The sequence below is a fragment of the Microbacterium faecale genome, from assembly GCF_014640975.1.
Classification (GTDB): Bacteria; Actinomycetota; Actinomycetes; order Actinomycetales; family Microbacteriaceae; genus Microbacterium; species Microbacterium faecale.
Map to the genome: position 1 here is coordinate 1 of NZ_BMHO01000001.1, position 14555 is coordinate 14555.

The window sequence follows — 14555 nt, forward strand, 5'->3', positions numbered from 1 at the left end:
TGAAACTGACCAATAAAAATGTCAACTGACATCAATTGATCCAAAGGAATCTCCATAACCCCAAAAAGGGCTACAGGGACAAAATTTGGCATTTGACAAGTGCACGCTGTTGAGTTCTCAAAGATCAGACGCACCCAGCCCTCGACAACCAAGCCGAGCCCTCCGGGGCAACTTCTCAATCCTAACCACACCACAATCAACAGTCAAAACAACACGCCGAAGCAGTTGAAACCGTCTGTGTGCGGGAAGAATTACATCCAATCACACGAGCCTGAGCCCGACCTGAAGAGGATGTCTGTTGCTCGACCTGGGGCGGGGAGCCTCTCGACTCGACCTCACCGCTTGGCGGCAACAGATGTAAACATTACGCGGGTGTCCCCTGGGGCGCCAATCGGGGCTGCCGCCGGGCGTGTCTCGCGGGAATCAGCGGAGTACGGGCCGATACAGCCGGGCGTTCACGATGCCGGATCCGAGCACGACGGCGGCCGCGAGAGCCGGCAGCAGCAGGGCCGCCGGCGTGCCGAGCGTCTCCGCGATCTGTCCCGTGAGCGCGGATCCGAACGACTGACCCACGATGACGCCCGAGCCCAGCATCGTCATGACCGTCGTCGATCGCCCGACGGGGCTCGCCGCGGCGCCGAAGCTGTACTGCGTGACGATCGTCGGTCCGATCCCGATGCCGACGAGTCCGAGCGCGACCACCATGGTGACGATGCTGTCGGCCGTCGCGACGAGCGTGCTGCCCAGCAGCATCACGGCCGCGAACACGACCCAGCGCGCGCGTGGCGTGAACCGCGCCGGCAGAATCGACACGCCCAGCGCGAAGATCGCGGATCCGATGCCCATCACGCCGTACATGACGCCCGCGCTCTCGGCCGCACCCCGGTCCGCCATGAACGAGGTCAGCGAGGTGAGCGTGTTTCCAAAGAAGAGCCCGACGCCGAAGATCCCGATCACGATGACGAGCACGCGTGCGCGGAAGAGCTCGCGGATGGGTGACGCCAGCTGGCTGTCGTGCCCGGTGTTGCGTGCGCGACGGGCGGTCGGGTGCAGTGCGAACGCGACGACGAAGGCCATCGTGAGGACCGCGGCCCCGACGAGCGGCGCCCAGGGGGCCAGCCCGGCCGCGAGGATCCCCACGACGAACGGACCGAGGACGAAGACGGTCTCGTCGGCGGCGGATTCGTAGGCCATGGTCGATGACACGATCCGGGGCCGTCGCTCGGGTCGCGTGATCCGGTCGATCATCCCGACGAGGCGTGCTCGCGACATCGGTGCCACCTGGGGCGCGGTCGCGCCGACGGTGAAGGCCACGGCGTACATCGCGAGATCGGGAGCGTCGCTGTAGACGACCGCGGCGAACGCGACCATGAGCAGCGCGTTGGCGGTCGCCACGACGATCAGCACGGGCCGCTGGCCGAAACGATCCGCCGCGGCTCCGAGCAACGCACCGAAGCACGCGGTGCCGACGCCTACCGCCGCGGAACTCATCCCGGCAGCCGAGATGGATCCGCGCGCGGTCGCCACGATCGTCAGCACGCCGACGACCATCATCGCGAACGGCACGCGGGCGAAGAACGCGATCAGGAAGTAGCCGAGCCCGACGCTGCGGAGGAGCGAAGGCGGGCGGTCCGCGGGGGCGGATTCGAGGTCGATGTGGGACATTGACACCTCACGGTGAGCGGTGAGTGCCGCCGCTGTCCGCCGGAGATGCCGACGGCCGGTAGATGCACAGCCTGTGGTGGGCCCCGCCGCAGGGGAACCCGCGTCGAGGGTAGCGAACGCACCTGCACACTCCCGAAACGCTCCGCCCCGAACCTGACGCAAATGCACCGAAAACACCGGATTTCGAGCCATTTGTGTCATGTTCAGGGTGGGAACGAGAAAACCCCAGCAATGCTGGGGTTTTCGCTGGCGGAGACGGGGGGATTTGAACCCCCGGTCAGGTTTAACCCCGACCCTTCATTAGCAGTGAAGTCCGTTCGGCCGCTCCGGCACGTCTCCTCGCAGCCCGCGCGGGGTGCGTCGAATAATCCTAACGGGTCGCGACCCCGAGCACGAAACCGTGCGTGTCAGAACAGGCCGTCGGCCGGCGCGCAGTTTGCCGCGTCGTCGGCGTTGGAGCCGCGCAGGTAGTCGGGCAGCACGACCTGGTTGGGGTCGGGCGTGTCCGTCGGTTCCGGAGTGTCCGTCGGCGAGGGCGTCTCAGTCGCATCGGGATCGTCCTCGCCCAGATCGATCGGCTGGTTGTTCGCGAGCGCCTGGGCGATAAGGTCCCACGACTCCGGCACCGGTGCGAGCTTGTTGGGGTCCGGGGCGTAATCCACCGCCGGGAACTGAATGAACGCGTAGTCGTCGAGCGGGATTCCGCGCAGCGCACTCGCGATCGAGACCATCGCCATCGGGTCGGCGAGGCCCGTCGACACGGTCGTGTTCTCGGTCACCGCGTTCGCAAGCCGCAACAGCTTGCCCACGTCACCGAACGTCTCCTCGCTCACGAGCTTGCGCACGAGGGCCCCCATGTACAGCTGCTGGTTGCCGATGCGGTCGAGGTCGGATCCGGTCTGCAGGGTCTTGCGCGTGCGGAGGAACTGCAGCGCGTCCATTCCGACGAGCGTGTGCTCGCCGACCGAGAGCTCGAAGTTCGTCTCGCGGTCGAACGGGATCTCCTGTTCGAGGCAGACCGTGACGCCGCCAATGGCGTTAGTCACCTCGATCACGCCGCCCCAGGTCATGAGGGCAGCGTGATGGATCTCGAGGCCCGTCAGCTCCTCCGCCGTCCGCGCCACGCAGTCGAGTCCGCCCGTGCCGTACGACTCGTTGAACGCCGCGACGGTGGCCCCCGACGTCGGGTTCCCGTCGATGTCTGTGCACTCCGGACGCGAGGTCATGAGGTCGCGCGGGATGCTGACGACGGTCACGCGCCGCGGCTCCGGAGACACGTGCACGACCATATTGACGTCGTTGAGCTGGTTCGAGAACGTGTCTTCCTGCGCAAGTGCCTGTTCCATCGAGCAGCGGTCGCCGAACTGTTCGACCCAGTCGACCTCGCACTTGTCGACGCCCGCGATGAGGATGTTGACTTCCTCATCCGGCAGCACGTCGACGTCGGGCGGTTCGGTCCCCTGGTCGCCGATCGTCACGGCGTTGTCCCGCAGTGCGCCGAAATAGTCGTTGTACGCATAGGCCGCGACGCCCACGGTCGCGACCAGCACTGCGGACAGTGCGAAGGCGATGCCGGCGAGGATCCGTCGGACGAAACTCGGCGAGCGCAGCTTCGTGTGGCGCGCGATCGGACCGGGCAGGCGGCCCCTCGACGAACTGCTCACTCGGTTCCCTTCCGGCTGATGGCGGAGAGTGTGGGATTCGAACCCACGAAGCATTGCTGCTTGCTGGTTTTCAAGACCAGTTCCTTCGGCCGCTCGGACAACTCTCCCCAGGTGAGCGGTGCTCACCGGCCGGGGCCGATTCTAGCGGAGGAACGTTCGCGAGATTCTGCACGCCATACCTGAGCGTCGCATATGGGTTGCTTCAGCGCGCGATGACGCCGATCGCCGCGAGCGCGTGGGCGACGCCGCCCGCCTCGACAGAACTTGTGATGCGCGAACCGCGTTCGGCGACCTCGGCGATCGCCTGGCCCATCACGACGGCCTCGCCGCCGGCCTCGCGTGCCCAGTCGAGCATCTGCATGTCGTTGCGCCCATCACCCACGACGACGACGCGATCCCGTGCGATCTCGAGGCTCTCTCGGACCTGCTCGAGCGCGGTCGACTTGTCGACGCCGTGCGGGGCGATATCGAGCCACGCCGACCAGCCCACGGAATAGCTGACTTGATGCAGGCCCATGCGCTCGACGAAGTCGTTGAACGAGCCGTCGTCGTGCTCCTCGGAGATGACGACGACGCGGGTTACCTGTTGGCCCTTCATGTCCGCGATGTCGACGCGGTGTGCGTTCGCGTGGGAGAGGTTCCAGTCATCGAGCTGCTGATTGAACAGGCGGGTGCCGTCGGCGAGCTCGACCATGTAGTGAGCGTCGGGCAGGTGCTGCTCGATGTGCGTGAGCACCTCGGTCGGGTCGAAGGTCTCGATGATGTGCCGACGGTACTTCGTCGCCTCGCTGTCGTCGCGCTCCATGATGGTGGCGCCGTTCGCCGTCACCACATAGCGGGGGGTCAGGCCGAGCCATTCGAGCACGTGGACGGTCGACTCCCAACTGCGCCCCGTCGCGAGCGTCACGATATGTCCGTTCGCAACGGCGTCAGCAACGGCGTCGACGACGCCGGGGCTGAGCGAGTCATCTTCGAGGAGCACCGTGCCGTCGATGTCGAGCGCGATCAGCCACTGCTGTCCGTCGCGCGCGGCGCGGGGCGCTGCGGTGAGCAGAGGATCCGTCACGTGATCGGCTCCATCACCTCGAGGCCACCCAGGTAAGGGCGCAGCGGCTCCGGCACGACGACGGATCCATCGGCGCGCTGATGCGTCTCGAGCAGCGCGACGATCCATCGAGTCGTCGCGAGGGTGCCGTTGAGGGTCGCGACCGTCTGCGTCTTGCCGCCGTCGTCCTGACGGTGCCGGATCCCGAGTCGACGCGCCTGGTAGGTCGTGCAGTTCGAGGTCGAGGTGAGTTCACGGTAGGCGTCCTGCGTCGGCACCCAGGCCTCGGTATCGTACTTGCGCGCGGCGCTGGATCCGAGGTCGCCTGCGGCCACGTCGATCACGCGGTAGGCGAGCCCGAGCGAGGTGAGCATCTGCTCCTCGAGCGCGAGCAGCCGCTCGTGCTCGGCCTCGGCGGTTGCGGGGTCGCAGTAGACGAACATCTCGAGCTTGTTGAACTGGTGCACGCGGATGATGCCGCGCGTGTCCTTGCCGTGCGCGCCGGCCTCGCGGCGGTAGCACGTCGACCAGCCCGCGTATCGCAGGGATCCGCTCTCGGGCAGCTCGAGGATCTCGTCGCGGTGGTACCCGGCGAGCGCGACCTCGCTCGTGCCGACGAGGTAGAGGTCGTCGTCTGCGAGGTGGTAGATCTCGTCGGAGTGCTCACCGAGGAAACCGGTGCCCGCCATGATGTCCGGGCGCACGAGCGTCGGCGTGATCATGGGCGTGAAGTCGTTCTTCAGCGCCGTGTCGAGCGCGTAGTTCATCAGCGCGATCTCGAGGCGGGCGCCGATGCCGGTGAGGAAGTAGAAGCGCGCGCCCGACACCTTCGCACCGCGCGCCATGTCGATCGCGCCGAGCATCTCGCCGAGCTGCAGATGATCGCGCGGCTCGAAGTCGAAGGTCGGGACCGCGCCGACCTCGCGGAGCGTCACGAAGTTCTCCTCGCCGCCAGCCGGGACGCCATCGAGCACGATGTTCTCGATGCCATCGATCGCCGCGCGGTACGCGTCTTCGGCCGCGTTCGACGCGGCCTGCGCGTCCTTCACGGCCTGCGCCAGATCCTGTGCCTTCGCCACGAGGGCGGGCTTGTCCTCCTTGGACGCCTGCGCGACCTGCTTGCCGAACGCCTTCTGCTCGGCGCGCAGCTCCTCGAACGTCGTCAGCGCCGCCCGGCGCTGCGCCTCGGCGGCGATCGCGGCATCGACGCTCTCGGGAGAGCGACCGCGCGCGATCTGCGAACGCGTGACGGCCTCGGGGTTTTCGCGAAGAAGTGCGGGATCGATCACAGCACTCAGTCTATCGGCCGGATGTGCACGAAGCCGGGGAACGTGCGCGTGCGTAGAGTGAGCGCATGGGCCACGAGTTCGGCGACCGCAAGCGGGCCGCCGCCGTCTACAACCCCGTGAAGGTGCGCAGCGTCGACCGCTTCGTCGCGGCCGTCACGGCGCAGTCCGCGCGAGCCGGCTGGCGCGAACCGCTCCTGCTCGAGACGACCATCGAGGATCCAGGGCAGCAGGCGACCCGTCGCGCGCTCGCGGAAGGCGTCGACGTCGTTCTCGTCGCGGGTGGGGACGGCACCGTGCGCTCGGTCGCGGAGGCGATGCGCGGATCCGGGGTGCCGCTCGCGATCGTGCCGAGCGGCACGGGCAACCTGCTCGCGCGCAACCTGCTCCTGCCACTCGACGACATGGATCCGATGGTGCGCGCCGCGTTCGACGGCGACGTGACCGGCGTCGACATCGGACTGGCGACACTCACGCGCGCGAGCGGCGAGGCCGAGACGCACGCGTTCGTCGTGATGGCCGGCATGGGGCTCGACGCCGCCATGATCGCGAACACGAACCCCCGCATGAAGAAGCAGCTCGGCTGGGTGGCGTACGTCGACGGCGCCGCGCGGTCGCTGCCGACGGCGAAGGCGTTCCGCATCGCCTACCAGGTCGACGGTCGCTCGCTGCACTCGGTCAAGGTGCAGAGCGTGCTCTTCGCGAACTGCGGCGCGCTTCCCGCGGGTATCGAGCTCGTGCCGGGTGCGAAGATCGACGACGGACTCCTGGACGTCGCGCTGATCCAGCCCGCCGGACTGTTCGGGTGGATCGGCGTGTGGCGGAAGGTGTGGTGGGACAACTCGGTGCTGCGCCGCTCCCGCCTCGGCCGACGCGTGGTCGAGCGCACGCGCAACCAGTCGATCCGTTATCTGGCGGGTCGCGCCGTCGAGGCGGCGTCACCGGAGCCGAGTCCGGTGGAGCTCGACGGCGACGGCTTCGGTTTCGCCTCGCGGATCCACTGCCGCGTCGACCAGGGCGCCCTGCTCGTGGCTCTGCCGCGCGGCGGTCGCCTACTGCAGCGCGCTCGTGAGACGCGCGAGGTTATCGAGGGCGCGTGAGCGCAACGGCTGCTTCAGCCACTCCTCGAGCGTCAGCAGCGTGGAGTTCTGACGGTACAGCTCCTCGACGTCGCGCAGTTCGTCGACGAACTCGCGCCCGCGCACGAGCAACGACGCCTCGAAGTTGAGGCCGAACGAGCGCATGTCCATGTTGCTGGACCCGATGACGGCCGTCTCGTCGTCGATCGACAGCGACTTCGTGTGCAGAATGAACGGCGCACGGTACTGCCAGATGTTCACCCCGGCGCGCAGCAGCGTCTCGTAATAGCTGCGCTGCGCGTGGTAGACGATGGCCTGATCGCTCGTCTCGCTGACGAACAGGTCGACCTGCACTCCGCGCGCGGCCGCTCCAGAGACGGCACGCAGCAGCGCCTCGTCCGGCACGAAGTAGGGGCTGACCATGATCGCGCGCTCCTGGGCCGCGTACAGCAGGCTCAGGAACAGCTGGAGGTTGTTCTCGCTCTCGAACCCGGGGCCGGACGGCACGACCTGGCAGTCGTAGTCGTCGGATCCGGCCGTGACCTCCGCGAGGTCGATTCCGTCCGGCACCTCATTCGTCTCGCTGTAGTAGTCGGTGAGGAAGACCGCGTCGACGGAGCGGACGACGGGGCCGTCGAGGCGGACCATGAGGTCGACCCACTGCAGGCCGCGGCGGATGTTCTTCGGCACGTTGTACGACGGATCCGTGAGGTTCTGGGAACCGAGGAACGCGACGTCGCCGTCGACGATGAGGAGCTTGCGGTGGTTTCGCAGATCGGGGCGCTGGAACTTGCGCGCGAGCGGCTGGAGCGGCAGCAGCAGGTGCCAGTCAGCGCCCATGCGGGTGAGGCGCTCCTTCGTCTGCCGGTGCAGCGGCTTCGACAGGTTCGCCCAGTGGTCCATCAGCACACGCACGGGCACGCCCCGCGCGATCGCCTCTTCCATCGCGACGAAGAAGTCCTCGGTCGCGGCGTCGGCCTTGAGGATGTAGAACTCGACGTGCACGTAGCGCTGCGCGCCGCGGACGGCCTCTGTCATCGCCCGGATGCTCTCGTGGTAGTCCGAGATGAGGCGCGCACCGTTGTCTCCCGACAGCGGCAGGGCGCCGAGCTTTCGGTTCATGTCGACGATCGACTCGAACCATTCCGGCGGGTTCGGCAGCAGGGTGCCGAGCTCAAGCGAGTCGTTCGCCGCGTGCAGGAAGCTGTTGACCTCGCTCTGCACCTCGCGGCGCTTCTTCGGCAGGCGCGGGTTTCCGATAAGCAGGAACAGCAGGACGCCGGGCACCGGCAGGAAGAAGATCAGCAGGAGCCATGCCATCGCCGAGGTCGGACGACGCCCCGGAGGCACGAACATGATTGCTGTGATCCGAATCGTCATGTCGATGACGACGACGAAGGTGGCCCAGGCCGCGGACCATGTCAGCCACTCCAACACTCGACCTCCCTGCGGACGAGCTTAGAGGAGTCAGTCGCGCGGTGCAGGAAGACCGCGTCTCGTGCGCTCTTCGGCTTCGATCTTCGCGTAGGAGCGGCGCTCGGTGCGGTCGAACTTCAGGATGTTGCGGAGGATCCAGAAAAACAGGATCGTGATGACGATGGTCGGCAGAATCGACCAGGCAGCCGCCATCCAGTAATCGTCCACGGCTTCATCTTACCGGCACGAGATCGGGGGCGGCTGTGTGCCGACCGGTGCCCGCGGATCAGCCGCCGCGCGTGTCGAATCGGTCGGGAGACTGGTCCACAGGCACGGTTCGCCGCCGCGAGCCTGTGGACTCCGCACTCGCGCACCGGTGATGCCGCGAACATCGGGGCATGACCTCACAAATCGCTCCCCCGTCCGCTCTTCCTCTGCTCGCCTCGCTCCCCCACCAGGTGGGGTTCACGCCGCGCGACAGTCTCGTCCTGGTGCCGGTCAGCGGCACCCACACGCGCGGCGTGCTCCGCATCGATCTCCCGCCAGCCGCCCAGATCGCCCAGACCGCCGCCACGGCCATCGGGTATGCCTGTCGCGTGCCCGATGTTGAGAGCGTGATCGTCGTGATCTACACCGACGGCCCCGTGCTCGACGGCGCGGGCGTCGCGCACGAGGATCTCGTCGCGCTCGTGGGAGACCGGGCCGAAGCATGCGGCCTGCGCGTCGTCGGAGAGCTGTGCGTCGCCGCCGACGGCTGGGCGTCCTACGACGAGGCGGTCCCGCGCCCACTGGCCGAGATCGCCGAGGCGGATCCCGAGCGCGAACTCCGTGTCGAACCGAGCCAGTGGGCGGGCATCGACATCGCGGTGTCCGAAGACGAGATCGCGCTCGTCCGCCCGAGACTGGCCGCGCTGTCACGCCTTCCCGGAGACGCCTTCACTCGGCTGGATGACGAAGCCAAGGGGACCACGGATCTCGCGGATGTGGACGCGCAGCTGGCGGCGTTCGACGCGGATCCGTACGCACTGGCCGAGCGGCTCGTCACGGACGACGCCGCTCCGGACCCTGCGGAGGCGGCGCTCTGGGCGTGGATCCTGCGCAGCCCTGCTCTGCGCGACGTCGTGCTGACGCAGTGGACCGGCGACGCCGACGAGGCGCGGATGACCCGCGAATGGCAGGCGAGCTGGCTGCGCGGAGAGACGCGCACGCCCGATTTCGCCGTCCGCATCGCCGGCGAGGGCCCGCGGCCCGACCGCGCACGCCTCGAGAGGGCCCGCGACGCGGTCCGTTCCCTCGTCGCGCGCACGCCCGATTCCCATCGCGCGAGCCTTCTCGCCGTGTGCGGCTGGCTCTCGTGGGCGCTCGGCGGCGCCACCCACGCCGCGCGGTATGCGCAGCTCGCGCTCGACCTGGATCCGCATCTGTCGTTCGCGAGTCTCGTCGCGCGGATGACCGATGGCGGCATGATCCCCGGGTGGGCGTACGACCCCGAGGGGTCGCCGCTCGCCCCCTCGTGGTGGGTCGCCCAGCCGGCTACTTGACGAGTGGGAAGAGGATCGTCTCGCGGATGCCGAGGCCCGTGAGCGTCATGAGCAGCCGGTCGATGCCGAGCCCCATCCCGCCCGTGGGCGGCATGCCGTGCTCGAGCGCGCGGAGGAAGTCCTCGTCGATGCGCATCGCCTCGACGTCGCCGCGATCGGCGAGCTTGGCCTGCTCGACGAAGCGCTCCCGCTGGATGACGGGGTCGACGAGCTCCGAGTAGCCGGTGGCCAGCTCATACCCGTTGACGTACAGGTCCCACTTCTCGACGACGCCGGCGACCGACCGATGATCGCGCACGAGCGGGCTCGTGTCGACCGGGAAGTCCATGACGAAGGTCGGCGCGGTCAGGTGCTGCTTGACGAAGTGCTCCCACAGCTCTTCGACAAGCTTGCCGTGCGTCGCGTGCTCGGGGATCTCTACGTCATTGGCCTCGGCGAGCGCGGTGAGCTCCGACAGCGAGGTCTCGGGCGTGATCTCGCGGCCCGCGGCCTCGGAGAGCGACGCGTACATCGAGATGCGCGACCAGTCACCGCCGAGATCGTGTTCGCTGCCGTCCGCCCAGGTCACTGTCGTCGATCCGTGCACCGCGATCGCCGCCTGCTGGATGAGTTGCTGGGTGAGGTCGGCGATGCCGTTGTAGTCGCTGTACGCCTGGTAGGCCTCGAGCATGGCGAACTCGGGGCTGTGCGTCGAGTCGGCGCCCTCGTTGCGGAAGTTGCGGTTGATCTCGAAGACCCGGTCGATGCCGCCGACGACGGCGCGCTTCAGGTAGAGCTCGGGGGCGATCCGCAGGAACAGCTCGGTGTCGAAGGCGTTCGAGTGCGTCACGAAGGGACGCGCGGCGGCGCCGCCCGGCTGCACCTGCAGCATCGGCGTCTCCACCTCGAGGAAGTCCTGCCCGTCGAAGGTCTGCCGCAGGCTCTTCATCACCGTCGCCCTGGCACGCACGGTCGCGCGCGCCTGGTCGCGCACCAGAAGGTCGAGGTAACGCTGGCGGACGCGTGATTCCTCGCTCAGCTCGGTGTGGAGGTTCGGCAGCGGCAGGATCGCCTTCGCCGCCATGTGCCAGTCCTCGACCATGATCGACAGCTCGCCACGACGGCTCGAGATGATCTCGCCGGAGACGAAGACGTGGTCGCCGAGGTCGACGAGTTCCTTCCACCGTGCGAGCGAGTCGTCGCCGACCTTCGCGAGCGAGACCATTGCTTGGATCCGCGACCCGTCGCCCGCCTGGAGCGACGCGAAGCAGAGCTTGCCCGTATTGCGGCTGAAGACGATGCGGCCGGCGACGCCTGCCATCACGCCCGTCTCGGCGCCAGCCTCGAGGTCGCCGTACTCGGTCCGGATCGCCGGAATCGTCGTGGTCACCGCGACCGAGACCGGGTAGGGGCCGTCCGCGGCAGAGGCGCTCTCGTCGATCAGACGCGCGCGCTTCGCCATCCGCACGGACTTCTGCTCGAAGACGTCGTCCTCTTCAGTGGCAGCGTGCTCTGCGGGCGTATCAGTCATGCGCGAGGTCTCTCATTCGGGTCGGCTGGAGGCTCGCCCCAGTCTATTGGCCACCTGCTGGAAACCCCCTCCCGCGGGTCGTGCCCGTCAGTCACCATGTGGGTCGCCAGAGATTGCGGCGCTGGGCGACGCCCAGCCGCAATCTCTGGCGACCCACGTCACGTGGGGACCGGCGGGTGGGTCGGGCGATCCACCCCGTGCGAGAACTGGCGATCCTCAGGCGTCGAGGTCGGGCGGGAGGACGTCGGGAATGGCCGGCGTCGCCTGCTGCAGCGCGTGGTCGACCGTCGAGCGCACGAGGGCCGAGAGGAAGCCGCCGGGATTCTCCACGCCGATGCCGCGCAGGATCCCCGTCGACTGCTGCACGATCTGACGCGAGAACTGCGTCGCCGTCTCGATCGCCTCGGCGTACGCCGCGCGATCCTCGTCCCTGACGACGATGGGTTCGCACCCGAGTTCCACCGCGAGCGCCTGCGCGATCGGCAGCACGGCCCCCGGTGCGCTGACGGCGGCATAGGTGGCCGCCAGTTGGCGCAGATCCATCGACGTGCCGGTGAAAGTCATCGCGGGGTGCACCGCGAGCGGGATCGCGCCTGCCGCGACCGCCGGTCGGAGCACGTCGATGCCGTGCGCCGCGTCCGTGTGCAGCACGAGCTGCCCGGGCTGAAATAGCCCCGCCTCGGCGAATCCCGCGATGATCTCAGCCAGGCGCGCGCTCGGTACCGCGATGAGCACGAGTTCACTGCGGCGGATCACGTCGGGCGCGTCGAGCACGGGGACCCCTGGCAGCACCGCGGCCGCGCGCTCATCGTCGGATCCGCTGGTGATGCCCGTGATCTGGTGCCCGGCTCCCGCCAACGCGGCGCCGAGCACCGGTCCCACGCGTCCCGCGCCGACGATGCCGACGCCCAGCCTGCCGTCTCGCTTCATTCGTCCACCTTTCCACGCCGGAGTCGGCCCGCGCATGACTTTGTCGAGCGTCTCGGAATTCGTCGGCCGTCTCGAGATATGTGTCGAATCGGCCGCAACCCGCGCAATTACCCGACGCTCGGCGAGAGCGATCCGCGCTTATGACACCTCGGCCCAGCGGTGGGTCTGGTCACTGTTCGCCGCCGCCATCGCACCGCGGCTGACGACGTCGGCGAGGCGCTGGGCATCATCGACATCGAGCGAGCTGACCGCGCCGGAGACCGGCCCGGGAACGGTATGCACGCGCAGGTGGCCGAGACGCTGATTCCGCGCGATGACGCCCTGGCTCACCCCGACCCCCTGAAGCCGCGCGAGCGGGAAGATCGCGAGACGTCGTCCGAGCCGACCGCGGCGCACGAGCAACGCAAAGTTCGTCACGCGTACGCCGAGGCGACCGCGCTGCAGCCAGTGCCAGATGAACGCACGCTTCGGCGTCGTCGTGAACGGGTCGTTCTCTTGTGGCCCGAGCATGCCGTGCTGCCAGACGAACAGCTCATCCCCTTCGGGGGCGTGGGGCAGCAGCAGCGACGCGACGCGTTCGACGTCCGCGCGAGTTCCGACGGGCAGGATGATCGCCGCGGCTTGCGCCTGCGAGCTGTTCTGCTGCGCCGCACTCGTCCCGCCCATGCGGTTGATGCGGATGCTCCACCAGCCGAACGGACGCCACAGGAGGTTCTGCGTGATCTCGACCGCGTGCACGCGTCCCGGCGGGATCGTGCGGCTGACGGTCGTCAGCAGGCCACTCGAGATGCGCACGCCATCCGGCGTCGGCGCGATCGAGTAGCGGAATCCCTTCTGGAGCGCGTTCCAGACGACGGCGACCGCCGCGATGATCATCGGGATCGCGGTGCTGAGCCCCGCGATCAACATTGCGATCCACCTGTCCGGACCATCCTCGAAGATCGCGATCGGCACCAACACGGTTCCGCCGATGACCACGAGGAAGAACACCATCCACATCGCACCGGTGATTGCGTGCGAGCCGATCAGGCGGCCGAGCGGGATCCGCACCACCGTCTCAGGAGCGACATCGTCCTGCTCGACGCCGCCGATGATGTCCGACACCCCGCTGCTGACGGTCCCGCTGAGCGACTCCCGCTGTTCGCCGGACGATCGATCCTGGGCACGCTGCTGGCGCGCGCCGGACGCAAGGCGCAGGATGTCGGCGCGCACACTTTCGGCGCGGTTCGTCGCGAGGTACTCGAGCGCGACGTCGGCCCCCGTCCCCGCCCCTTCGAGCGTGAGCTTGGCCATGCCGATCAGGCGCGCGGGGAACGGTCGCGTCAGGTTCACTCCCTGCACGCGATCGAGCGGCGCACGCCGCTGCGACCGGAAGATGATGCCCTTCTTGACTTCGACGTTCTCGTCGGTGATGCGGAACTGCTGGAACCGCCAGACGAGCCAGTACCCGACGACGAACGCCGCCACGACCAGCACGATGGCGATCGCCGCAAGGAACATCATGTTGTTGGCGAACGTCCAGTCGAGCGCCCAGCTGATCGGATCCTCGGACTCGAACTCGATGTCGTCCTGCACCTCGTCGGGCGCGAAGATTCCGATGCCGATGAAGATGAGGCGGTCGCGGAGATTCGCGATCACGACACCGAACAGGATCACGATCACGAGGCCGCCCTTGAACAGCGGCGTCAAGGGGTGCAGGCGGTGCCATTCACCGTCCGCGAGGTTGCTGTTCCCGCCTCCCGGCAGCACCGCCTCGGCGGGCTGCTGCTGCGGATCCGCGGGAACGCTCACAGACCGGTCCTCCGGGTCTCCGCGACGTCGATGAGCGTGTCGCGCAACGCCTCCGCGGCGGTGTCCGTGAGGCCAGGGATCTCGACGCCGGTCGACGCGGCGGCAGTGACCATCTTGAGCTTCGCGATGCCGAACACCCGGTCGAGCGGCCCATGCGTGATGTCGATGAGCTGCATGCGCCCGTACGGCACCGCCACGACCCGCTGCCACAGGATGCCCCTGCGGAACACGATGTCGTCCGCGCGCAGCATGTAGCCGAGTGCGCGCGCCTGGCGCGGCAGGATGATGAGCCCGACGACCTGGACGATCACGATCACTCCGGCGGCGATCCATGGCCACGGCTGTTCGGAGATGAGCGACACGACAACGGCAGCTGCGACGACGAACACCACCAGGGCCACACTCTGCACGACCTGCGACACCACGTACTTCGGCGAGATCTGGTGCCACGTGCCATCGAGCTGCAGGCCGCCCGCACGTGGTTCGCGCAACGCGGTGTAGGTCTCCTCGTCGAGGCTCTCGGGCGCGGCGATCGGATCTCCGGCGGGTGGGAAGTCCGGCGCCGAGGGAACGCTCTGCGCGGGCTCGCCGTGCGGCGCGGGCTCCTGTCCCGGCGCCACGTGCGGCG

12 protein-coding genes and 2 tRNA genes are annotated in these 14555 nt (G+C 68.1%); 2 read left to right on the forward strand and 12 right to left on the reverse strand.

Annotated features, from left to right (window positions below):
• Positions 1-423: 423 nt before the first annotated feature.
• From IEW87_RS00005 to serS, 6 genes are all read right to left on the reverse strand, one after another.
• Positions 424-1665, reverse strand: a complete 1242-nt coding sequence (locus IEW87_RS00005; RefSeq protein WP_188710288.1) for an MFS transporter — start codon at positions 1663-1665, stop codon at positions 424-426.
• A gap of 247 nt (positions 1666-1912) precedes the next feature.
• Positions 1913-2004 (reverse strand) — tRNA-Ser (locus IEW87_RS00010).
• A gap of 68 nt (positions 2005-2072) precedes the next feature.
• Positions 2073-3329 (reverse strand): LCP family protein, encoded by a 1257-nt coding sequence (locus tag IEW87_RS00015; protein ID WP_188710289.1) that lies wholly within the window; start codon positions 3327-3329, stop codon positions 2073-2075.
• A 19-nt stretch (positions 3330-3348) separates the two neighbouring features.
• Positions 3349-3436, reverse strand: a tRNA-Ser gene (locus IEW87_RS00020).
• 95 nt (positions 3437-3531) lie between these two features.
• On the reverse strand, positions 3532-4395 hold the full coding sequence (locus IEW87_RS00025) for an HAD-IIB family hydrolase (RefSeq protein WP_229730792.1): 864 nt from the start codon (positions 4393-4395) through the stop codon (positions 3532-3534).
• Positions 4392-5663, reverse strand: coding sequence for a serine--tRNA ligase (gene serS / locus IEW87_RS00030; RefSeq protein ID WP_188710291.1), 1272 nt, complete (start codon positions 5661-5663; stop codon positions 4392-4394). The genes IEW87_RS00025 and serS overlap by 4 nt, the downstream gene beginning before the upstream one ends.
• A 65-nt stretch (positions 5664-5728) precedes the next feature.
• On the opposite strand from serS, the gene IEW87_RS00035 reads away from it, so the two are divergent.
• The gene (locus IEW87_RS00035; protein WP_188710292.1) at positions 5729-6760 is read left to right on the forward strand and encodes a diacylglycerol/lipid kinase family protein; all 1032 of its coding nucleotides are present in this window, start codon (positions 5729-5731) and stop codon (positions 6758-6760) included.
• On the opposite strand, the gene cls is transcribed toward IEW87_RS00035, so the two are convergent.
• Both cls and IEW87_RS00045 read right to left on the reverse strand, forming a co-directional pair.
• Entirely contained in the window at positions 6713-8173 is a 1461-nt protein-coding gene (gene cls / locus IEW87_RS00040; protein ID WP_188710293.1) for a cardiolipin synthase, read from the reverse strand. The genes IEW87_RS00035 and cls overlap by 48 nt on opposite strands.
• 33 nt (positions 8174-8206) lie before the next feature.
• Positions 8207-8383, reverse strand: a complete 177-nt coding sequence (locus IEW87_RS00045) for a hypothetical protein (protein WP_188710294.1) — start codon at positions 8381-8383, stop codon at positions 8207-8209.
• Between the two features lie 170 nt (positions 8384-8553).
• Between IEW87_RS00045 and IEW87_RS00050 the strand changes: the two genes are divergently transcribed.
• Positions 8554-9696 (forward strand): DUF4192 family protein, encoded by a 1143-nt coding sequence (locus tag IEW87_RS00050; RefSeq protein ID WP_188710295.1) that lies wholly within the window; start codon positions 8554-8556, stop codon positions 9694-9696.
• Here the strand turns inward: IEW87_RS00050 and lysS are convergent.
• The 4 genes from lysS to IEW87_RS14940 form a co-directional block, all read right to left on the reverse strand.
• Positions 9689-11206 (reverse strand): lysine--tRNA ligase, encoded by a 1518-nt coding sequence (gene lysS, locus IEW87_RS00055; RefSeq protein WP_188710296.1) that lies wholly within the window; start codon positions 11204-11206, stop codon positions 9689-9691. The genes IEW87_RS00050 and lysS overlap by 8 nt on opposite strands.
• 216 nt (positions 11207-11422) lie before the next feature.
• Positions 11423-12136: a Rossmann-like and DUF2520 domain-containing protein gene (locus tag IEW87_RS00060; RefSeq protein WP_188710297.1), complete on the reverse strand. Its 714-nt coding sequence runs from the start codon at positions 12134-12136 to the stop codon at positions 11423-11425.
• Positions 12137-12274: 138 nt separating this feature from the next.
• A complete protein-coding gene (locus IEW87_RS00065; RefSeq protein ID WP_229730793.1) occupies positions 12275-13927 on the reverse strand; it encodes a PH domain-containing protein in 1653 nt (550 codons plus the stop codon).
• Complete coding sequence (locus IEW87_RS14940) at positions 13924-14460, reverse strand: PH domain-containing protein (protein WP_229731156.1); 537 nt, start codon at positions 14458-14460, stop codon at positions 13924-13926. The genes IEW87_RS00065 and IEW87_RS14940 overlap by 4 nt, the downstream gene beginning before the upstream one ends.
• Positions 14461-14555 lie beyond the last annotated feature (95 nt).

Coding starts and splice junctions, on each gene's coding strand:
- IEW87_RS00005 (WP_188710288.1), bottom strand. CDS start 1,665: ATGTCCCACATCGACCTCGAATCCGCCCCCGCGGACCGCCCGCCTTCG.
- IEW87_RS00060 (WP_188710297.1), bottom strand. CDS start 12,136: ATGAAGCGAGACGGCAGGCTGGGCGTCGGCATCGTCGGCGCGGGACGC.
- IEW87_RS00035 (WP_188710292.1), top strand. CDS start 5,729: ATGGGCCACGAGTTCGGCGACCGCAAGCGGGCCGCCGCCGTCTACAAC.
- IEW87_RS00050 (WP_188710295.1), top strand. CDS start 8,554: ATGACCTCACAAATCGCTCCCCCGTCCGCTCTTCCTCTGCTCGCCTCG.
- lysS (WP_188710296.1), bottom strand. CDS start 11,206: ATGACTGATACGCCCGCAGAGCACGCTGCCACTGAAGAGGACGACGTC.